An 18,819-nucleotide genomic window follows, 5' to 3' on the forward strand; every position below is an offset into this window, starting at 1 on the left:
ATAAGATAATACTCAGCCTCTTATTTGGAAAGCTCCTCCAGGTCTTTTATGAGCCTGTCTATCTCTATGGCGGGCATAGTGAGGGTTCTTATCGTTCCTCTGGAGTTCAGCTCTATCGCCATCTTAACTATGGTGTCGTTGTCCAGCGCTTCAAGTATGTTCACGAAGTCGTAGGGACCCATGACCGCATACTGGGCGATTATCTTCACGCCGAACTTGTCCATTACCTCCCTGTCAACCTCCTTGATCCTGGCAGGCTTGTTCTTGAGGGTCTTGGCTCCTTCATCGGTTAAAGTTGTTAACATCACAAATACAGGCATGTCCTCCACCTCCTTTACTTTTTATTATAACTTTCTCAATCTGAAGTTCTCCTATGTCTCTTCTTTTCTACCCACATACCCACCAAAGGCGGTAGCCAGCAGAGGTTAGCGGCTATTGTCTCAAGGGCTACAAAGAAGTTCGTGGTCGGAGAAAAACCCAACAACCTTGCGATGAGCAGACCTAAGGGAACTATGAGTATAACCAACAGGCTGGTGAGCATGACGGGATTTTTTAGGTACCTCTTCACCGCCCTGCCAAAGCTCTTTTCCTGCCTATACATGTAAACAAAACCAGAGACATTAGCACCCAGCTGGTCGCTCATGGCGTAGAAGTAGGGTATGTAAAAGCCCTCCCAGCCATAGACGTTCACTCCCAAGAGTCTGCTAAAGAGGTCTATCCACCAAGGAACGGTCATGCCTATGAGCTTCCCCCAGCCGTAAGCCTGTGCGAGGGAAGATGTGGCTCCCGAAAGCCGTTTCTTTACAGCAAAAAATCCCTCAAGTATGCTCTCTCCCTCACCCGCAAGGGTTCTAACCAACCACTCACCGATAGGGTTCTGCTGAAAGCCCAGCTTATCCAGAAACCATCCCAGCCCCAGCCCACCCGCAAAACCCGCAAAGGTGTACTTTATAAGCTCTCCGAACTCTTCTTCTTCGTGTTCTTCACGTCTGTCTTTTTCTTCAGCCATGTGCTTATCTATCCTCATCGTGATAAGGTATGGGAACAGCCACTTTGTAAATTTTATTGTAGCCTTCAACTTTTAAACATTTTGTATTGAAGCAATCAAATGTTGGATAGGCTATAACAAGCCTTGGCTCCCTATTTTTTATATGCTTGCCTAGAGCAAGTTTCCTGACTTCCTTATTACGCCCATATCTTGATAACTGACCTATATCTTCGGTGCTGGGTTTACTTTCATCTATGTATTTATATTTGGCGTCAACTATCAAATTTTTACCCTCAACTATGAAATCTGGTATGTCTCCATTAGCGTTGTATTGATAAATAACTTTACCTCTACTGAATTTCCCTTTTAGTTTTAACCATACATATAGTTCGAATAGTTTAGGCATGTTTATTATATAAGGCTGAATAGTTGTGTATTTAGACACATTGCTAAATGGATCATTCCCAAGATTTTTTAATATCATCCTTGCAAGCTCTAATGCCTCCTTATACTCTGGGAAAAATGGAGAGTGTCTAACTTTTGAAAAATCTGTATCTAAAACCCTTTTTAAAGAAACGCTCTCAAACAAATAGCTTAGATAATTCATAATTTCGTTCAATCCGCTGATTTCAAATTTCATCAGTCTGACAAACTTAATTGCTTGAATAAGGGCAGCTTTGAGTATTTGATTATCTAAAAAGTCATGAGTCAATATTTGGAATCTACAAGTGGTTTTTGTATGTATTCCTTTTGACATATGTCTTTGATATGTTTTCTTTATGTTTATCTTTCCTTTGACACGTCCGTTTAGATCTTGTTCAACAAATACGAATCCCTTTTTGAGACCCTTTTTAACTAACTTTGCTAATAAGTTCAAGTAGTGTATGACAAGAAATAACATGAATGTGTCGTCTTCCCACTCAAGTTCTATAGATGGGCTTTCTGTATCGATGTAAAATAGGTTTTTGAATTCTTTGTGGTTAGCTATTTCTGTATCCTGCACAATCTCGTTTAACATAGCTATAGGATCTGCAAACTTACCTTCACGTTCTTTTGGAGCAACTTTTATATATGTTTTTCTTTTTTCAAGCCACCACGCGCCTATGAAGTAGTAAGTGCAAAGTTTATATCCATCATTTCCCAACTTTACATATAGACCCAAATTTTTTATCTCACTAATATTGTCTGATGCAGGTTCTTGCAAGCTTATATTATATTTGTCTAATAATTCATTGAAAAGTTTCTGAGAAATTAGAATATATTCATGCTCTCTAAAATCTTGTAATTCACTCAGTAACTCTTCTATGTTTGAAACTGTAGTTTGTTCATTACTGCTTCTGTTGTCAACTGCCTCCAATTTGCTACTCCCTTAAAATACTCATCCATTACATTTTTAACAACTTCTTCATCTTTCAAGATACCATCCTGTATGTACTCTATCAGTAGTGGTATAACCTGATAAACTAATTTATGGGCTATTTCGTTGTTGGTTCCGAGAAAGTAAGTGTGTCCAATTTTCACGTCCTCAACTTTGTCTCTGAATTCAGGCGACATATTTTCTTCAGTGAATATTTTCTCTATTGTATTTTGGTATAGCTCTCTTGCTTTTGGGTTTTCTATCTCATCTTTATTAGCTATTACAGGCAAAAAGTAAAAACGTCTCCTTAGTGCATAATCTATATGTCCTATGCTTCTATCAGCCGTGTTCATTGTCCCTATTATGTATAGATTATCTGGTACTATCAGGGTTCTACTACCATTAACTTCATAAGGAGTTTCTACAGGTTCACCTCTGTACTCAAGAGCATATATAAGTTCTCCTAAAACTGCAGGCAGGTTAGCTCTGTTTATTTCGTCTATTATTAGAACAAAATTCTTGTTGGGCTCATTTAAAGCTCTTTCACACATTTCAGCAAAAATCCTATTAACTGTCCGATATACAGGAATGCCATTTTGTATTTCCACCTGTATGCCTCTTACAAAGTCTTCGTACGTGTAGGATGGATGGAATTGGATGAGTTTTATATATTGATTTAAATAGCATTCCCTAAACTTCAAAGCAACACTCCAATGATATGATTCACCTCTTTGGAGACTGTAATTCTCAATATCAGGCCAACATTTGCTTATAAAATCGGTAAAGCTATCTTTAGTGACATTTATACTTTTATTAACAGCCTTTATGCTGTTTTCTCTTGTTTTCTCACAGCTAAAGTATTCTCCTTGTTTGGTTGTTAGGGTTTTCCCATGTAGGTAATCAACAAAATTGTCCCAGTGTTTATCTATAATGCTTCTAACATTTGTTCCATTAAGGATTAGATCTTTTGTTACCTGTTTTGCCGTAAACGTTTTCCCTGTTCCAGGGGGACCATATAGGATTATCTGCTTTTGGTGCTCTAAGGCCTCCCTAATTTTCTTTTTAAGGTTACGTAACTCCATCTTTCTTAACCACTCCTCTATTATGCCTTTAATGGCTCCAGGATTTACTAATATTTGTAAAGTTTTAGTCTGCCCACCTATCCTAACGCTATTAAATGATAAGCCAAGTTTTTCTTTGTCCTCATCAAAATAACTCAACACTTCTACTCTTCTACGATGTCTAAACCAAGGTTCACCATCTTCGTCTTTAAAGCTATTGAAAAAGTAATCACTTATAACCTTAACTAAAGCTATTGGTATTCTGCCTTTTCTAATAAGCACTATATCTCCCATCCGCATCCTATCTCTAAAGTCTTTTATGATGCCAAAAGTGCCTTCAGAACCAGCAGATTTAGCCAATTCTATTGCTTGTGCTACATCCTCATCTTTCCATTCTGTAAAAGGCTTATCTATAAAGTCTTCAAGTTCAGAACCTTTCAAAGGCTCATCCCATATATCAAATCCTATAACTTTGTGTGCATTTAAAATAGCTTTTATTTTCTCTGGAGTGTATGAACTACCTTCATCTCCAGGGTGTAATTGCATATGCCAATAGTTAGCCATAGTTCCAGTTTAATACTGAGTGAATGAAATTCAAAGTTCACCCACTCCTAAACCTCCTGTACACACTCTCGTAAACCGCAGGCAGGATTATCAAAGTCAGCAGGGTTGAGGTGAAGATTCCGCCTATGACGACGGTGGCGAGGGGTTTCTGGACTTCGGAACCTATGTCGCTTATCACCAGCAGAGGTATTAGTCCCATGAAGGTGGTTATGGCGGTTATTAGAATGGGTCTTATCCTGAGGATTGAAGCCCTTTTAACCGCTTCCCTTATGTCAAGTCCCTCTTCAAGGAGCTGTCTTATGTAGGTCACCAGCACCACGCCGTTTAGAGTAGCTATACCAAATATAGCTATGAAGCCTATGGCTGAAGGCACGGAGAGGTTAAAACCCGAGATGTAGAGGGCGATAATTCCGCCTATCACCGCAAAGGGAACGTTCAGCATAACCACGAGGGCGTCCCTTATGGAGTTGAAGTTAAGATATAGCATTATGAATATAAGGAATATGGACACGGGAACCGCCACCGAGAGCCTCTTCATAGCCCTTTGCTGGTTCTCAAACTGACCTCCGTAGGTTATGAAGTAGCCCTTGGGCATCTTGACCTCGCTATCCACCTTGCTCCTTAGCTCCTCCACAAAACCGCCTATATCCCTTCCCTCCACGTTCAGCATCACAAGGGCAAACCTTATGTTGTTCTCCCGCCTTATCACAAAGAGTCCGGGTTCCACCTTTATCTCCGCCACATCACCGAAGGTCAGTAGTTTGCCGTCCCTTTCAAATAGGGGAATACTCCGCAGCCTGCTTATCTCTCCTCTGAATTCATCGGGCAGGGTCATAACTATGGGGAATAGAAATGTATCTTGTTGTAGGACGCCCATCTCGGCTCCGCCGAGGGCGTATTTAATGACATTGAGAACTTCTTCAACGGTTATCCCGTATCTCTCCAAGGTTTCCCACTTAGGATAGACCCTCAGCTGAAGCCTTCCCGCCTGTATCTCCTTCTGGACGTCCACCGCTCCGGGAACGCCCTCGGCTATCTCCTTGACCTGATCCGCCAGCTGGTTAAGAAGCTCGGGGTCTTGACCGAATATCTTTATGGCTATGTCCGCCCTGACACCAGAGAGAAGCTCGTCTATCCTCATCTTTATAGGCTGGGTGAAGCCGATGGAAGCCGGCAGCCACTCAAGGCGCTCTCTAAGTATGCTGTTGAACTCCTCTCTGGTCTTGAAGCTCTCCCACTCGCTCTGGGGCTTTAGGATTATCCAGGTCTCTATGTAGTTAACGTCCGCAGCTTCGCCTTTCTCCGCCCTTCCTATGGTGGAGTAAGTCCTTATGACCTCGGGGAACTTGAGAGCCTCCTTTTCCATCGCCATGGCGACCCTCTTGCCTTCTTCCAGAGAGACGTTGGGATCCATGAAAGCCTTAACTATCACCGCACCCTCCTCCAGCTCGGGGGCGAACTCCGTTCCTATGCGTGTGAGCAGAAAGAGACTGAGTATAAAGGAGACGAAAACACCCAGGAAGAGGGGAATCCTGACCTTGAAGGTGGCATCAAGAACCCTGTCGTAAACGGCGTGTATCTTGCTCATTAGCTTGCTGTAGGTCTCTTTGCCGGGGCTGAGGAAGTAGTAGCTCAGAACCGGTATGAAGGTGAAGGCTATCAGAAGCGAACCCAAAAGCGCTATTATCAGCGTCAATGCGAGAGGTTTGAAGTATTTGCCTTCTATAGACTCAAAGACGAATATGGGGGAGAAGACTATCACGATTATGAGAACTGCAAAGAGAACGGGTCTCCAGACCTCCTTGACCGAGTCCAGAACTACTGAGAACTTGAGTCCGTCCTTCTTCTCCGTCAGGTGTCTGTAGATGTTCTCCACTATGACCACCGAGGAGTCCACGAACATCCCTATACCTATGGCGAGACCTCCCAAGGTCATGAGGTTCCCGCTCATGCCCGTTTCTTTCATAACTATGAAGGCTATAAGGAGTGTGAGGGGCAGGGAAGATATGACTATCAGCGACGCTCTGAAGTTGCCCATCAAAAAGGCGGTCACGAAGGCGACCAGGAGCATACCGCTGAAGAGTGCCTTCTGTATGGTGGATACCGCCTTCTCGGTCAGGTAAGCTTGGTCGTAAAGGTGTTCTATCTTCACACCCTCGGGGAGTATTTTCTGTATCTCTTTTAGTTTGTTCTTTACCTTGTCCACCACCTCTTTGGTGTTCTCGTATATCCTCTTTACCACTATGTTTCCTTGAACCTCTTTCCCGTTCATGGTGAAAGCGCCTCTTCTGTTGGGCACCTCACCCTTTACCACCCTCGCCACGTCTCTGAGATATACGCTTACACCCTTCTCCTCGTCCACCTTTATGGGGATTCTCAGCAGGTCTTCCTCCGAATACACCCTTCCCAAGCCTCTGACTACGAGGTCTCCCTCCGCAGACTGGAAAAAGCCACCTCCCACAAGCAGGTTGTTCCTCTCAAGGGCTTCTAAGAGTTCTTCAAGGGTTATTCCGTAAGCTAAGAACTTGTCCGGGTCGGGGACTATCACATAGGCAAGCTCGGGACCGAACTGGACTATCTCCTCCACACCGCCCACGCTCATTATCAGGGGACGGGCGACCCACTGCTGGAATATGGACTTTAGCTCCGCGTTGGTATATCTGCCCTTCTCATCGTGTATCACATAAAGAAGAGCATTTCCAAGACCCGTGGCGTTGGGACCCATGACGGGGTTAAAGCCCTCAGGAACCCTCTCCCTCGCGTCGGGGAGCTTTTCCATAACCAGCCTTCTGGCGAAGTAGATGTCCGTCCCGTCCTTGAAATAGACGGAGACGTAAGAGAGAGCCGGCAGAGAGACGCTACGCACGAGTATGACGTCCTTGAGCCCGTTCATCACCGACTCAACGGGTATGGTTATAAGGGTCTCTACCTCCTCAGCGGAGAGTCCGGGAGCTTCGGTGTATATGTTCACCTGAACGGGTGTCGGGTCTGGGAATGCGTCTATCTGGAGCTTCTTAAAGCTGTAGGCTCCGTATATTATGGTGCCCACGAGGGCTATCAAAACTAAGATTCTAAACTTCAGTATCGCCCTGAACATCTCTTACCTCCGATAAAATGAAAGTGTGAAAAAGCTAAAGAAGCTGAGCAAATTCTTTGGGGAGACCTTTCGTAATCTCGGCGTTGGTGTTATGGTGGGTTCTCTTATACTGAGCATATCCTCCAGCATTCCGAGGAATACGCTTATGTATCTTTTCTTCTTGGGAGTGGCGTTCGTGGTTATCGGCTCTATACTATATCTATATGGAGAGTAGAGAAAGCTGGGATTTCCTCGTCTGGATGGTGCTGTCGGGTGGAGTAATCCTCTTCGTTGCCTACCTGATACTCGGTGCAGTTGCCTACTACCTTGATAAGAAGGAAACCAAGCCTTCCAATCAGTGAGCATGTCCGCCCTCTTCAACTCCCGTTAGCTTGGTTTTCAGAAACACCGTTCCGCTGACCGCTACCTTCTCGCCTTCCTTTAAACCTTCCAAGACCACGTAGTATCCATCCAGCTCTCTCAAGACCTTTATCTCTCTCGGCTCAAAGCCATCGTCTGTTCTCACGAAGACCACCTTCTCCTCCTCTATCTCCTGAACCGCACTCTTGGGAACGAGTATCGCCGGCTTGCCCTTAGTCCTCACGTGCAGGCTCACGAACATTCCCGGTTTGAGTATGTGATCCCTGTTCTTTGCCACGCACCTGACCTTCACCCTTCGGGTCTTTCTATCAACCTCATGACCTACGTAATCTATTGAGCATGGAAGACCGCCTTCGGCGGTGATGACACTACCTCTAACTCCGTGCTTTATCTCCCTTGCGGATCCCTCCTCAGCCCAGCCGTAAACCCAGAGGACATCGTGGGAGTGAACCTTAAAGAGCAGGCTGTCAAGACCCACGCTGTCTCCGAGGGCTACACGCTGAGAGACTATGTAACCGCTCCCGGGAGACCTTATGAGCAAGTTGTATCCCTTCACCTCTCCGTAGCTTTTGAGCTTTCCAAGGAGAGCCTCATACTCGCCCTTCGCTCTCTCGTACTCCACCATGGAGTTGTAGAAGCGTGTGTACTGAATGACTTTCTGGGAGTAAAGCTCCTTGTCCCTCTCAAAGACCTTCTTGGCGCTCTCCATTCTCACCTTAGCCATCTGGACTTCGCCTATCAGGTTCGCCAGATCGGGAGAATAGACCTCAGCCAGAGGAGTTCCACCCTTCACGTAGTCTCCTTCCTTCACGTAGAGCTTTCTCACGATGCCCTCAACAGGACTGTAGATGGAGTAGTTGAGCAGAGGGTTTTCCACCACCTCCGCAGGTATCTTCAAAGCCTTTCCGGAGGGTTCTTTTTTGACCGTGTAAAGCTTTATGCCCAGTTCTCTCATGTGGTCTTGGGTCATGTGTATCTCTTCCTTGTGTCCTTCCTCGTGTCCGTGACCCTCCTCCTCGTGTTTATGACCTTCTCCCGCATATACGAAGCCTGCCAAGGCAAGCAAGAGAGCTAACTTCCTCATCTCTTCCAACCTCCTATCTCTATGAACTCCGAATAGGTCTCATGCATGCTCAAAAGAAGCTCGGCTCTGCTAACTAAGAGCTCGTAATACCTCCTCCTCACGTCCGAAAGCTCAAGGAGGGTTATTGTCCTGAGCCTGTAGCTCTTTATAGCAAGGGCAAGCTCCTCCTGTGCCCTCGGGATCACATCTTTCTCAAGTCTCTCAAACTCTTCCTTCAAAGTCTCAAGGCGTATGCTCACCGATTCAAGCCTGCTCTTTACCCTCAAAAGCTCTCCTTCCAGTCTCTTCTTGAGCGCCTTCTTCAGGGCTATGTTCTGGAGTATCTCACCCTGCCTTCTGTAAAAAACAGGCACCTCAAGGGTAAGAGCACCTCTCAGCCCGTAATACTCTCCGTCCGCATCCTCAACCACAAAACCCGCACTCACACGAGGCTTTGCCAACGCCCTCTCAAGATCTATCTGTCTCTCAATGCTCTCTATCCTCTTCTTAACCGAGACCACCGCAGGCAGGTTTTCCACGTCCAGCTCCCAAGTCTGGGAGGAGTCCCTCAGGTCTCCCTCAACCTCATCTATCTGAACGCCCACCAGTCTGGAGAGTTCCTTGAGGCTCGCCTTGTAACGGGCAAGGGCAACCTTGTAGCGCACCTCTGCGAGGTCTTTCTCCCTCTGAGCCCTCATCAGCTCAAGAGGTGTCACCTCACCCAGATCGTAAGCCTTTTTGACGAACGCCTCCACCTCCTTGGCGGTCTCGTAGTTCTCCTTCCATATCCTCGCCAGCTCCTTGAAGGTGAGCGACCTGTAAAAGCTCCTGTAAACCTCACCCAGTATCTCCCGCTTGCGGGACTCCACCGCACTCTCAAAGGCTTCCTTCTCCTTTAGCACCATATCTCTGCTCTTTCCACGCACGCCCCACAGAGGCAAAGGCTGGTTGAACTCAAGGAGGTAAAACGCCCTGCCCCTGGGCTTGCCGTCCTTATCGTTGGTCACGAAACCGCTTTCCAAACGGGTCTCAGGGTTCGGGAAGGCTGTGGCAGACCTCTCCATTCCCTCAAAGACCTTGACCTCCTCCTCAAGTGCCTTTATCTGCGGACTCTTCTCAAGGGCTGTCCTTATCGCTTCCTCTATCCCTATTCCAAAGCTCAAGCTCGCAAAAAGCAGTAGCAGAATGAACATACTTTCACCTCCGATTTTTCTCTCATCAAACAGAGGGAGGTCGGATCAGATAAGGAGACGAACCGTCTTTATAGGGTTTAAAAAGACCGCCTGTCGGCGGTGGGAGGTAATTTCTGTGTAACTTCTTTGAGTTGTAACGATAGGTAGAAGCCTCTCCTCAAGGCTCGGCACAGAGTCTAAAGAGATCTTGAAGAACTTACCCGTCAGATCCGAGACCAGCTTTACGTGTAGCTCGTCCTTAGCCATGGGCAGGTCGTCGCCCTCGCTCTCTACGTGGACTACCTTCTCGTGGAAGTGAACGCAGAGAACGTCCTGAGCAAACCCTTTAGAGGAAAAGGTCAGGAGCACGCTCAGAGCCAAGAGTAAGGGAAGCAACTTGCTACGCATATTAGTTGAAATATATTAAAACGCCATGATCAGAAAAGCAAGGCTCAAGGACGCACCCTTTATACACTCCCTTATAAGGGATTATGCGGAGGAGGGAATACTCCTACCCAGAAGTCTGAACTCCATATACGAACACATAAGGGACTTCTGGGTCTATGAAGAGGAAGGTGAGATACTCGGTTGCTGTGCCCTCCAGATAGTCTGGGAAGACCTTGCGGAGGTAAGGAGCTTTGCGGTTAAAAAGGATAGGAAGGGAGAGGGAATAGGACAGGCTCTAATATCCGCCTGCCTCAAGGAGGCTAAGGAACTCGGCATCTCAAGGGTCTTTTCCCTAACCTACGCCAAGGATTACTTTGAGAGGTTCGGCTTTAAGGTCGTTGATAAGAGCGTTCTTCCCCACAAGGTCTGGAGCGACTGTATAAACTGCGTCAAGTTCCCCAACTGCGACGAGATAGCGGTTATACTTGAGCTTGATGGTAACACCCCTCGTCTCCTTGAAGAAGGTCTCAAAGTCCATAGAGGGTGAAGAGATACTGAAGGACATATCCCTTGATATCTTCAAAGGTGAGTTCGTGAGCGTGGTGGGTGCCTCTGGCTCTGGCAAGAGCTCCCTCTTATACATCTTAGGTCTCATAGACAGCCCCACCGAGGGCAAGGTCTTCTTTGAGGGTGAGGAGGTGGTCTTCACCGACGAGGAGAGGATCTCAAGTATAAGGAATAGAAAGCTGGGATTCGTGTTCCAGTTTCACTACCTCCTTCCCGAGTTCACCGCCCTTGAGAACGTGATGGTTCCCATGGTCAAGGCTGGTCTCAATAAGAGTGAAGCCAAGGATAGATCATACGAGCTCTTGCGTGGCGTGGGACTTGCTGGCAAGGAGAACAGAAAACCCCACCAGCTCTCGGGAGGCGAACAGCAGAGGGTAGCCATAGCCCGTGCCCTTGCCAACGATCCACTCCTCATACTTGCGGACGAACCCACGGGCAACCTTGATTCCAAGAACACGGAGGTGGTCATGGAGATATTCCAGAGGCTCAACGCCGAGGGAACTACAATAGTGATGGTAACCCACGAGGACTACTTGGCAGAGAGATCTCAGAGGATACTCCACATGAAAGACGGGAGGCTTACATGAAGAGCTTCAGAGACTTTATGGAAGAGAAAGTTAAGGAGTATTACACCTCTCCCAAGGAGAAATTCTCCTCTCAGGGAGACTTCTTCACCGCCCCAGAGCTGGACAGAACCTTCGGTGAGGCGATAGCGGACTTCCTATACCACCGCCTACGGGAGTTTGAATCTCCCACCATCTTAGAGCTTGGTGCGGGCAGAGGACTTCTGGCGAAAGACATTCTAAGCTACTACAAAGAGAAAGACCCAGACCTTTACCAGCGCCTCAACTACCTCATATACGAGATGAGTCCACCGCTCATTGAGACCCAGAAGAAGATACTCTCGGAATTTGATAATGTCTCTTGGGTGGAAGACCTGCCCCAGATGGAGGGAGTCGTCCTCTCCAACGAGTTCTACGATGCCCTACCCGTCCACGTGGTAAAGGAGGGAAAGGAACTTTACATAAACGATGAGGGCGAGGAGGTGTGGCTCAGCCTTGAGAACGGGAGGGTAAAGGAGTTCCTAAAGCGCATGGGCTACGAGGACTTGAACCAGAGGGTAGAGGTCTGTCTTGACTGCATAGATATGCTTGAGAGAGTTGCCAACGCCCTTTTAAAGGGTTACCACCTTGCCATAGACTACGGCTACGTCTCTCAGGAGATCCAGAAGTTTCCCGAGGGCACCGTGGTGGGATATAAAAAGCACACCCTTGAGGGCGATATATACCAGAAGGAGGATATGGACATAAGTGCACAGGTTAACTTCTCCGCACTGATGGAGTACGGAAAGGACTTCGGACTTGAGACCATACTTTACGACTCCCAGCGTAACTTCTTGGCAAGCATACCCCATTTCGTATCCCAGTTAGAACTCCTCAGCTTTGAAGAGACACCCGAGAACATAGAGAGGCTCTCAAGACTAAAGACCATGCTTATAAGCATGGGAGATAGGTTCAAGGTTTTATTTCAGAGCAAGGGCTTATAAAATAAATACTTTGGAGGAGAGAAGATGGACGACATAGTTGTGGGTGGATACCTCGTAAAGGGAGACAGGTACTACACCAAAGACCACGAGTGGGCTTTCATAAAGAACGGCAAGGCACAGGTGGGCATAACCGACTACGCCCAGAAGATGCTGGGAGACATAGTTTACGTTGACCTGCCCGACAAGGAGCAGGAGGTTGAAGCAGGAGAGACCCTCGCCAACATAGAGTCCGTAAAGAACGTGGCGCCCATATACAGCCCAATAACGGGCACTGTGATTGAAGCGAACGAAGACCTCATGGATGACCCGTCTATAGTTAACGAAGACCCTTACGATGCGGGCTGGATAGCCATACTTGAGATGAAAGACCCCACGGAGGTGGAAGACCTCATGCCCGCTGAGGACTACGCGGAGCTCCTCAGGGAGATAATAAAGGAGGAGCAGGGAGAAGAAGCCACCGAAGAGATACCCGTTGAAGGTCTTGAAGAGTCCCTTGACAGCCTCCCCGAGGAGGAACTCGGCTACGAAGAGGAAAGGTAATGTACATACCCCACTCGGAGGAGGAGACCAAGGAGATACTTTCCCGTCTCGGGCTAAAAACCCTTGAAGACCTCTTCTCCCACATAGACACATCACTCCTAAGCCCACCCCAAGACCTGCCCGACCCCAAGTCCGAGGAGGAACTCAGAAGCTACTTCAAAGACCTTGCCGGTAGAAATAAAAACCTCGTCTGCTTTGCTGGAGCGGGAAGCTACGACAGGATAATCCCCTCAGCTATATGGTTTCTGCTGGAGAGAGGTGAGTTCTTAACCGCCTACACTCCCTACCAAGCGGAAGCCTCTCAGGGAACCCTTCAGGCGCTTTTTGAATACCAGACCATAATCGCTGATCTCACAGGCATGGAGGTTGCCAACGCCTCCATGTACGACGGAGCCTCAGCCCTCGCGGAAGCGGTTCTGATGGCACGGGCTATAAAGGGTAAAGGAACCCGTGTCGTTCTGTCCGCAGGAATAAACCCTTTCTACAGGCAGGTAGTCAAGACCTACCTTCAGGGCTACGGAGACGAGATAAGGGAGGTCAGCTACACGCAGGAGGGAACCACGGACTTAGACCTTCTGGAAGATAGTTTGAAGGACGGCTCGGCTCACGCCTTCGCCGTACAGTATCCCAACTTCTTCGGATACATAGAACCTCTAAAGGAGCTGGGAGAACTTGCCCAGAGGTATGAAGTGCCCTTCATAGTGGTGGCAGACCCCATAGCCCTCTCCCTTCTCAAACCCCCCGGAGACTTCGGAGCGGACATAGTGGTGGGAGAGGGACAACAGCTGGGAGTACCCATGAACTTCGGAGGACCCTACGCAGGATTCTTCGCCACCCGGGAGAGGTATGTGAGAAAGATGCCCGGCAGACTCGTGGGTCTTGCGGAGGACATAGAAGGGAAGAGGGCGTTCACCCTCGTCCTCCAGACCAGAGAACAGCACATAAGGAGAGAGCGGGCGACCTCCAACATCTGCACCAACCAGAACCTGATAGCCCTCGCCAACCTCATATACGTCCCCCTGCTGGGTAAGGAAGGTCTCAAAGAGGTGGCAAGACAGAGCCTATCAAAGGCTCTATACCTTAAAGGAGAACTCCTCAAGCTGGGTTTTGAAGAGGTATTCAAGGGCAGTCACCTCTGGGAGTTTCCCCTAAAGGTAGAGGGTGCAGAGAAGCTCTACAGGGATATATTGAATAGAGGTTACATGTTAGGTGTTCCGGTATCACGTTTTTACCCCGATCTCAAGGACACACTCCTGATAGCGGTTACTGAAAAGAGAACCAAGAAGGAGATGGACGACCTCGTTGATTCTCTCAAGGGAGTTTTGAATTGACCTCCTCGCCGTTGGTTAAAGAATTGATGGTCTGCAACCCGATAATCTGCAGTCCCGAGACCAAGGTTCGTGAGGCGATAGACATAATGGAGAACCACCACATAGGCAGTGTGATAGTGGTGGACAACTTCTCCCGCAAGCCCGTAAACATAATCACCCACAAGGACATAATCTCAGCCATATACCATAGCAAGTTAGACAGCCCCGTGAGTGAGCTGATAGAACTCCTTGAGAAGATGGAGCTCATAACCATAAGAGAAGACGCGCCCGTCATAGAAGCAATAAGGATATTTGAGGAGAAGGGAATAGAACACCTGCCGGTGGTCAACAAAGAGGGTATCCTCGTAGGGATAATAACCGGCACCGACATACTCAAGGGCCTCCCAAGGTTTGCACTGATAGACCCACTCACCGGGCTTGAGAACAGGCGTGTCCTTGACTACCTGAACCAGAAGCTGAGTCGTCAGAAGGCTAAAGACCTATTTGTTCTCTTCATAGACATTGACGATTTCAAGAAGATCAACGACACCTATGGGCATGTCTTCGGGGATAAGGTGCTTAAAAAAGTGGCGGAGGCGATTCTCAGCTCTGTTAGAACCTATGACAACGTTATAAGGTATGGTGGTGAGGAGATAGTGGTAGTTCTCCACAGGGTTGATGAGAGGGAGGCTGTGGAGATAGCCAATAGGATAAGGGATCACGTCCGCTCTATAAAGTTCAAAGAGCACCCTGAGGTTAGGGTTTCCGTGAGCATCGGTATAGCCCCTTACAGGGGTTCTCTTTTAAAAACCATAGAGCTTGCGGACAAGGCTATGTACCAGGCAAAGAGGAAGGGCAAGGACAGGGTGGAGGTTATTGAATAACCTCTCTCAATATTTCTATAGCCTCGTCTATGTGTTCTTTTCCCACTATCAAAGGTGGCAGGAATCTGAGGACGCTACCACCGGTGCAGTTTATAACCAATCCTCTCTCTAACGCCTTCAGAACTATCTCTTTACACTCTCTTCCGATGTCCAATCCCAGCATCAACCCCTTACCCTTTACCATTCCCACCTTTAGGTCTTCCAGCCTGCCTTTGAAATACTCACCGACCTCTTGAATATGAGGGAGGAGTCTCTTGACCTCTTCAACCACCACCAGCCCAGACCTGCAGGCTAAGGCGTTCCCTCCGAAGGTTGACCCGTGGCTCCCCGGTGTGAGATGCTCTGCCACCTCCTCCCTTGCGATCACAGCCCCTATGGGAACACCACCACCCAATCCCTTGGCGAGGGTTATTATGTCCGGCTCTATCCCGTAGTGCTGGTATCCGTAGAACATTCCCGTCCTGCCTATCCCCGTCTGCACCTCGTCCACTATGAGAAGGAGACCCTCTCCCCTGCATAGCTCCTGAACCTCCCTCAAAAATTCCGGATCGCACTCGTTCACCCCTCCCTCTCCCTGAATGACCTCAAGCATCACACCTGCGGTTTCCTTGCTGATCAGACCTTTGACCGAGTTTATATCGTTCAGTTCCGCATAATCAAAGCCCTCAAGCATAGGCTCAAATCCTTTGTGCAGGTTCCCCTGTGCTGTTGCGGACAAACTCCCGTAAGTCCTTCCGTGAAAACCCTTCCTGAAGGTGATGAGTCTGTATCTGTTCTCTCCCCTATCCCTGAAGAACTTCCTGACCAGCTTTATGCCTGCCTCGTTCGCCTCCGCCCCGGAGTTACAGAAGAAGACCTTCCCCTCAGTCCAGAACTCTTTCATCAGCTCACCGGCTAACTCCTCCTGCCAAGGGTTAATAAATAAGTTGGACACGTGTATAAGTTTGTTTACCTGATCGCAGATGGCTCGAGAGAGCTTAGGGTGGGAGTGTCCCAGAGAGCAGACAGCTATACCCGAGAGGAAGTCAAGGTACTCCTTGCCGGACTCGTCGTAAAGGTAAACACCTTCACCCCTTACGAAGCTCACGGGTAGTCTTGTGTAGTTCTCTATCAGATACATAGCTCAATATCTTACTTTATGTCCACGGGTATGGCACTCCTCACCTCCTCAACGTAGGAAAGGTCTGCCTCGGCTTCAAGATATATGTCTCCCGTCTCTGAGAACTCAAGAACCTCTCCCCAGGGGGAATATATACCGCTCTGTCCTGCGAACTTCGTTCCCTTGAACTCTCCCCATGTGTCCGAGACAACCACGTAGCTCTGAAGCTCTATCGCCCTCGCTTGGGACAAAACCCTCAGGTGCTCCCTCCTCGCATAACCCCATTGAGCGGGAACGAGCAATATGTCTATGCCCTTCTTCTTTAGGTCAAGAACCATGTCTGTGAACCTGAGCTCAAAACAAATGAGGATGCCTACCCTTCCGAATTTTGTTTTAAAGACAGGGTTTTCCTCTCCCGGCACGAAGTATCTGTCCTCCTCAAAGGGGTAGAAAAGCTTCACCTTGCTCCTCCTGCCTATGACCTTTCCGTCCTCTATCAAGAAGGCGGTGTTCTTTATGCCCTCCTCCGTGTGTTCGGGGACTGTCCCGCATATCAGGAGGTTCTTCTGCCTTGAGGTGAGTTTGAGTTTCTCTATTATGTACTCACTGAGCAGTGCGAACTCTTCAAGCCTGTCGTAGTCAAAACCGCAGAAGAACATCTCGGGTAGTAGAACGAGAGAACCCTCCTCAAGCTCATCAAGAAATCGGGCGAGCTTGTTGTAATTCAGCTCAACGTGGTCAGTAAGCGAAAGCTGTATTGTCGCTAAGTTGAACCTCATCAAAATATTCTATGACAGGTGAACACGGTGAAGCCCTTTACATGGGTGATTCATATCATATATTTCAAGATGAGGGGGGTAAGTAAATGCAAACTTTACCGGAGGTCTTTAAAGCCAAAGGTTACTCCCGTAGGGACTTCCTCAAGTTCGCAACCCTAACGACAGCGATCCTCGGACTTCCTCCCTCCATGCTACCAAAGGTAGTCCACGCCCTTGAGACGAAACCCAAGCCGGTCGTTATATGGCTGGAATTTCAGGACTGCGCGGGATGTTCAGAGTCCTTCATAAGGTCAACCACCATAATGCCCACGGAGGTTCTCTTAGACTTCATCTCTCTGGAGTACCATGAGACCCTGATGGCTCCGGCGGGGGAGTACGCGGAGGAGTCCAAGAGGGAGGCTATGGAGAGATACAAGGGGAAGTACATCCTCGTTGTGGAAGGCTCGGTTACGCCCAACGGGGTTTACTGCACCGTGGGAGGGCGTTCCAGCTACGAGCTATTGAAAGAGTCAGCCGAGAACGCTGCCGCTGTTATGGCTGTGGGAAGCTGTGCCTGCTGGGGAGGGGTGCCAAAGGCTGAGCCTAACCCGACGGGAGCGGTTCCCCTATACGAAGCCCTCAGGGGAAAGACCGTTGTGAACATCCCCGGCTGTCCACCCATAGGGGACGTCATGGTAGCGACCCTCGTCCACTTTTTAGCTCTCGGCAAGCTCCCTCCCCTAGACAGCCTCGGAAGACCCAAGACCTTCTACGGACAGACCATACACGACAGGTGTTACAGGAGAGCTTTCTACAACGCTGGGAAGTTCGCAGGGAGCTTTGACGACGATAAGGCGAGGAACGGATACTGTCTCTACAAGCTCGGCTGTAAGGGACCTATAACGAGGAACGCCTGCGCCACGATAAGGTGGAACGGTGGACTCAGCTTCCCTATACAGTCCGGGCACCCCTGCTTCGGCTGTGCGGAGCCCGACTTCTGGGACAGGGGCTTCATATACCAGCCCCTATCCGTTGTGGAGATGGGCTTCGGACTGAAGAAGATAGCCACGGGGGTTGCCATAGGTGCCGCCGCCGGAGCGGGTATAGCCTGGATGAACAGAAAACTGAGGGGAGGCAAGTAATGCTTAAACCCAAACCCCTCGGTCTTGCGGTCGGAGTCCTCTGGGGAGGCGGTTGCCTCTTTGCAGGGATAACTTCCATCTTCGGATGGGGAGACGAGTTCGTCAAGGTTATGGGAGACTTCTACTGGGGATATTCACCGGGGATTGTGGGAGCCATTATAGGAGGGGTGTGGGGCTTCATAGACGGCTTCATAGGAGGCTTCCTGCTCGCCCTCCTTTACAACCTCTTTGCGGGGGAGTGAGATGATAGACGTTAAGGTCTACGACTTCGTCAGGGGTCCGCTCTTGGAGTTCGCCCTCTATTTCTTCTTCGCGGGGATAGCCTACAGGTTCATCAGGGTTCTCCTCCTCGGGCTTCCGAAGGACTACGCCAAGCCCAAGGGAAATCCTCTCGCGAAGGCTCTTGAGAAGATAGCCCTGAAGCCTACACAGGGCTGGAGATTCTTCATAGAGGTATTCGCCCACAGGGGCATCCAGTACGTTGGGGGCTTCCTTTTTCATTTAGGTTTTCTGGGGCTTACCTTCTTCGTCCCACAGCACTCCTTTCTATGGAAGGAGATAATCGGCTTTGAGCTCCCCTACATGCCACAGCTGATTGCGGACATCCTCGCCTACTCCGCCCTGCTATCCTTATTCGCCCTCACCGTCCACAGGGTCTTCAACCCTGTCCTCAAGCTCCTGACCGGAAAGGACGAGTACTTCGCAAACTTTCTCATAGGAACGATCATCTTCACAGGGCTCCTAGCCTCAAGGTGGTCTGGAGGAGGGCTCTACGTCTGGATGGTGACCCTCCACATGCTCTCGGGAGCTATCCTGATAATCTACATACCCCTCAGCAGGCTCTCCCACTTCGTCTATTACTTCTTGTCTGTCTTCTTCTACGGCTGGAACGTGGGAAGGAGAGGGGTGAGCTTCTGATGGAGG

21 protein-coding genes are annotated in these 18,819 nt (G+C 48.7%); 11 read left to right on the forward strand and 10 right to left on the reverse strand.

The window, feature by feature from the left end; all coding sequences use genetic code 11:
• Positions 1-20: 20 nt before the first annotated feature.
• From HG1285_RS09575 to HG1285_RS09560, 5 genes are read right to left on the reverse strand one after another with little or no spacing between them, the layout of a single operon-like run.
• Positions 21-320 (reverse strand): GYD domain-containing protein, encoded by a 300-nt coding sequence (locus HG1285_RS09575; RefSeq protein ID WP_008287425.1) that lies wholly within the window; start codon positions 318-320, stop codon positions 21-23.
• A 35-nt stretch (positions 321-355) separates the two neighbouring features.
• A complete protein-coding gene (locus HG1285_RS09570; protein WP_232219475.1) occupies positions 356-1,078 on the reverse strand; it encodes a hypothetical protein in 723 nt (240 codons plus the stop codon).
• Positions 1,014-2,345 carry a hypothetical protein gene (locus tag HG1285_RS09565; RefSeq protein ID WP_008287428.1) on the reverse strand — a complete coding sequence of 444 codons (1,332 nt, stop codon included), beginning with the start codon at positions 2,343-2,345 and terminating at the stop codon, positions 1,014-1,016. The genes HG1285_RS09570 and HG1285_RS09565 overlap by 65 nt, the downstream gene beginning before the upstream one ends.
• Positions 2,291-3,970 (reverse strand): AAA family ATPase, encoded by a 1,680-nt coding sequence (locus tag HG1285_RS18785; RefSeq protein ID WP_050777674.1) that lies wholly within the window; start codon positions 3,968-3,970, stop codon positions 2,291-2,293. The genes HG1285_RS09565 and HG1285_RS18785 overlap by 55 nt, the downstream gene beginning before the upstream one ends.
• Before the next feature lie 37 nt (positions 3,971-4,007).
• On the reverse strand, positions 4,008-7,067 hold the full coding sequence (locus HG1285_RS09560) for a CusA/CzcA family heavy metal efflux RND transporter (RefSeq protein ID WP_008287430.1): 3,060 nt from the start codon (positions 7,065-7,067) through the stop codon (positions 4,008-4,010).
• A 25-nt stretch (positions 7,068-7,092) separates the two neighbouring features.
• Here HG1285_RS09560 and HG1285_RS19460 point away from each other — a divergent pair, with 25 nt between their 5' ends.
• Together HG1285_RS19460 and HG1285_RS19465 are read left to right on the forward strand one after the other, a co-directional pair.
• Positions 7,093-7,281, forward strand: a complete 189-nt coding sequence (locus HG1285_RS19460) for a hypothetical protein (protein ID WP_157560578.1) — start codon at positions 7,093-7,095, stop codon at positions 7,279-7,281.
• Positions 7,271-7,408, forward strand: a complete 138-nt coding sequence (locus HG1285_RS19465) for a hypothetical protein (RefSeq protein ID WP_008287431.1) — start codon at positions 7,271-7,273, stop codon at positions 7,406-7,408. The genes HG1285_RS19460 and HG1285_RS19465 overlap by 11 nt, the downstream gene beginning before the upstream one ends.
• On the opposite strand, the gene HG1285_RS09555 is transcribed toward HG1285_RS19465, so the two are convergent.
• The 3 genes from HG1285_RS09555 to HG1285_RS09545 are packed head-to-tail and all read right to left on the reverse strand — an operon-like array spanning position 7,402 to position 10,058.
• A complete protein-coding gene (locus HG1285_RS09555; RefSeq protein ID WP_008287432.1) occupies positions 7,402-8,511 on the reverse strand; it encodes an efflux RND transporter periplasmic adaptor subunit in 1,110 nt (369 codons plus the stop codon). The genes HG1285_RS19465 and HG1285_RS09555 overlap by 7 nt on opposite strands.
• Positions 8,508-9,683: a TolC family protein gene (locus HG1285_RS09550; protein ID WP_008287433.1), complete on the reverse strand. Its 1,176-nt coding sequence runs from the start codon at positions 9,681-9,683 to the stop codon at positions 8,508-8,510. The genes HG1285_RS09555 and HG1285_RS09550 overlap by 4 nt, the downstream gene beginning before the upstream one ends.
• Before the next feature lie 45 nt (positions 9,684-9,728).
• The gene (locus HG1285_RS09545; protein WP_157560580.1) at positions 9,729-10,058 is read right to left on the reverse strand and encodes a hypothetical protein; all 330 of its coding nucleotides are present in this window, start codon (positions 10,056-10,058) and stop codon (positions 9,729-9,731) included.
• Between the two features lie 37 nt (positions 10,059-10,095).
• On the opposite strand from HG1285_RS09545, the gene HG1285_RS09540 reads away from it, so the two are divergent.
• The 6 genes from HG1285_RS09540 to HG1285_RS18790 are packed head-to-tail and all read left to right on the forward strand — an operon-like array spanning position 10,096 to position 14,896.
• Positions 10,096-10,596, forward strand: coding sequence for an N-acetyltransferase (locus HG1285_RS09540; protein ID WP_008287435.1), 501 nt, complete (start codon positions 10,096-10,098; stop codon positions 10,594-10,596).
• Positions 10,544-11,203, forward strand: coding sequence for an ABC transporter ATP-binding protein (locus HG1285_RS09535; RefSeq protein ID WP_008287436.1), 660 nt, complete (start codon positions 10,544-10,546; stop codon positions 11,201-11,203). The genes HG1285_RS09540 and HG1285_RS09535 overlap by 53 nt, the downstream gene beginning before the upstream one ends.
• Complete coding sequence (locus tag HG1285_RS09530; protein WP_008287437.1) at positions 11,200-12,162, forward strand: SAM-dependent methyltransferase; 963 nt, start codon at positions 11,200-11,202, stop codon at positions 12,160-12,162. Before HG1285_RS09535 ends, HG1285_RS09530 begins: the two co-directional genes overlap by 4 nt.
• A gap of 24 nt (positions 12,163-12,186) precedes the next feature.
• A complete protein-coding gene (gene gcvH / locus HG1285_RS09525; RefSeq protein WP_008287438.1) occupies positions 12,187-12,702 on the forward strand; it encodes a glycine cleavage system protein GcvH in 516 nt (171 codons plus the stop codon).
• Complete coding sequence (gcvPA, locus tag HG1285_RS09520) at positions 12,702-14,033, forward strand: aminomethyl-transferring glycine dehydrogenase subunit GcvPA (protein WP_008287439.1); 1,332 nt, start codon at positions 12,702-12,704, stop codon at positions 14,031-14,033. Before gcvH ends, gcvPA begins: the two co-directional genes overlap by 1 nt.
• A complete protein-coding gene (locus HG1285_RS18790; RefSeq protein ID WP_157560582.1) occupies positions 14,030-14,896 on the forward strand; it encodes a GGDEF domain-containing protein in 867 nt (288 codons plus the stop codon). Before gcvPA ends, HG1285_RS18790 begins: the two co-directional genes overlap by 4 nt.
• On the opposite strand, the gene HG1285_RS09515 is transcribed toward HG1285_RS18790, so the two are convergent.
• On the reverse strand, positions 14,886-16,016 hold the full coding sequence (locus HG1285_RS09515) for an aspartate aminotransferase family protein (protein WP_008287441.1): 1,131 nt from the start codon (positions 16,014-16,016) through the stop codon (positions 14,886-14,888). The genes HG1285_RS18790 and HG1285_RS09515 overlap by 11 nt on opposite strands.
• A gap of 11 nt (positions 16,017-16,027) precedes the next feature.
• The gene (locus HG1285_RS09510) at positions 16,028-16,774 is read right to left on the reverse strand and encodes a carbon-nitrogen hydrolase family protein (RefSeq protein WP_008287442.1); all 747 of its coding nucleotides are present in this window, start codon (positions 16,772-16,774) and stop codon (positions 16,028-16,030) included.
• Between the two features lie 86 nt (positions 16,775-16,860).
• Here HG1285_RS09510 and HG1285_RS09505 point away from each other — a divergent pair, with 86 nt between their 5' ends.
• Genes HG1285_RS09505 through HG1285_RS09495 form a run of 3 tightly spaced genes read left to right on the forward strand, consistent with a single transcriptional unit; the run spans position 16,861 to position 18,813 of the window.
• Positions 16,861-17,895 carry a hydrogenase small subunit gene (locus HG1285_RS09505; RefSeq protein WP_008287443.1) on the forward strand — a complete coding sequence of 345 codons (1,035 nt, stop codon included), beginning with the start codon at positions 16,861-16,863 and terminating at the stop codon, positions 17,893-17,895.
• Entirely contained in the window at positions 17,895-18,137 is a 243-nt protein-coding gene (locus tag HG1285_RS09500) for a bacteriophage holin (protein WP_008287444.1), read from the forward strand. The genes HG1285_RS09505 and HG1285_RS09500 overlap by 1 nt, the downstream gene beginning before the upstream one ends.
• Position 18,138: 1 nt before the next feature.
• On the forward strand, positions 18,139-18,813 hold the full coding sequence (locus HG1285_RS09495) for a hypothetical protein (RefSeq protein ID WP_008287445.1): 675 nt from the start codon (positions 18,139-18,141) through the stop codon (positions 18,811-18,813).
• Positions 18,814-18,819 lie beyond the last annotated feature (6 nt).

It is taken from the genome of Hydrogenivirga sp. 128-5-R1-1 (assembly GCF_000171895.1).

Coding starts and splice junctions, on each gene's coding strand:
- HG1285_RS09495 (WP_008287445.1), top strand. CDS start 18,139: ATGATAGACGTTAAGGTCTACGACTTCGTCAGGGGTCCGCTCTTGGAG.
- HG1285_RS09505 (WP_008287443.1), top strand. CDS start 16,861: ATGCAAACTTTACCGGAGGTCTTTAAAGCCAAAGGTTACTCCCGTAGG.
- HG1285_RS09535 (WP_008287436.1), top strand. CDS start 10,544: ATGGTAACACCCCTCGTCTCCTTGAAGAAGGTCTCAAAGTCCATAGAG.
- HG1285_RS19465 (WP_008287431.1), top strand. CDS start 7,271: ATGGAGAGTAGAGAAAGCTGGGATTTCCTCGTCTGGATGGTGCTGTCG.
- HG1285_RS09575 (WP_008287425.1), bottom strand. CDS start 320: ATGCCTGTATTTGTGATGTTAACAACTTTAACCGATGAAGGAGCCAAG.
- HG1285_RS09555 (WP_008287432.1), bottom strand. CDS start 8,511: ATGAGGAAGTTAGCTCTCTTGCTTGCCTTGGCAGGCTTCGTATATGCG.
- HG1285_RS09540 (WP_008287435.1), top strand. CDS start 10,096: ATGATCAGAAAAGCAAGGCTCAAGGACGCACCCTTTATACACTCCCTT.
- HG1285_RS09530 (WP_008287437.1), top strand. CDS start 11,200: ATGAAGAGCTTCAGAGACTTTATGGAAGAGAAAGTTAAGGAGTATTAC.
- HG1285_RS09550 (WP_008287433.1), bottom strand. CDS start 9,683: ATGTTCATTCTGCTACTGCTTTTTGCGAGCTTGAGCTTTGGAATAGGG.
- HG1285_RS09560 (WP_008287430.1), bottom strand. CDS start 7,067: ATGTTCAGGGCGATACTGAAGTTTAGAATCTTAGTTTTGATAGCCCTC.
- HG1285_RS18785 (WP_050777674.1), bottom strand. CDS start 3,970: ATGGCTAACTATTGGCATATGCAATTACACCCTGGAGATGAAGGTAGT.
- HG1285_RS09500 (WP_008287444.1), top strand. CDS start 17,895: ATGCTTAAACCCAAACCCCTCGGTCTTGCGGTCGGAGTCCTCTGGGGA.
- HG1285_RS09510 (WP_008287442.1), bottom strand. CDS start 16,774: ATGAGGTTCAACTTAGCGACAATACAGCTTTCGCTTACTGACCACGTT.
- gcvPA (WP_008287439.1), top strand. CDS start 12,702: ATGTACATACCCCACTCGGAGGAGGAGACCAAGGAGATACTTTCCCGT.
- HG1285_RS09515 (WP_008287441.1), bottom strand. CDS start 16,016: ATGTATCTGATAGAGAACTACACAAGACTACCCGTGAGCTTCGTAAGG.
- gcvH (WP_008287438.1), top strand. CDS start 12,187: ATGGACGACATAGTTGTGGGTGGATACCTCGTAAAGGGAGACAGGTAC.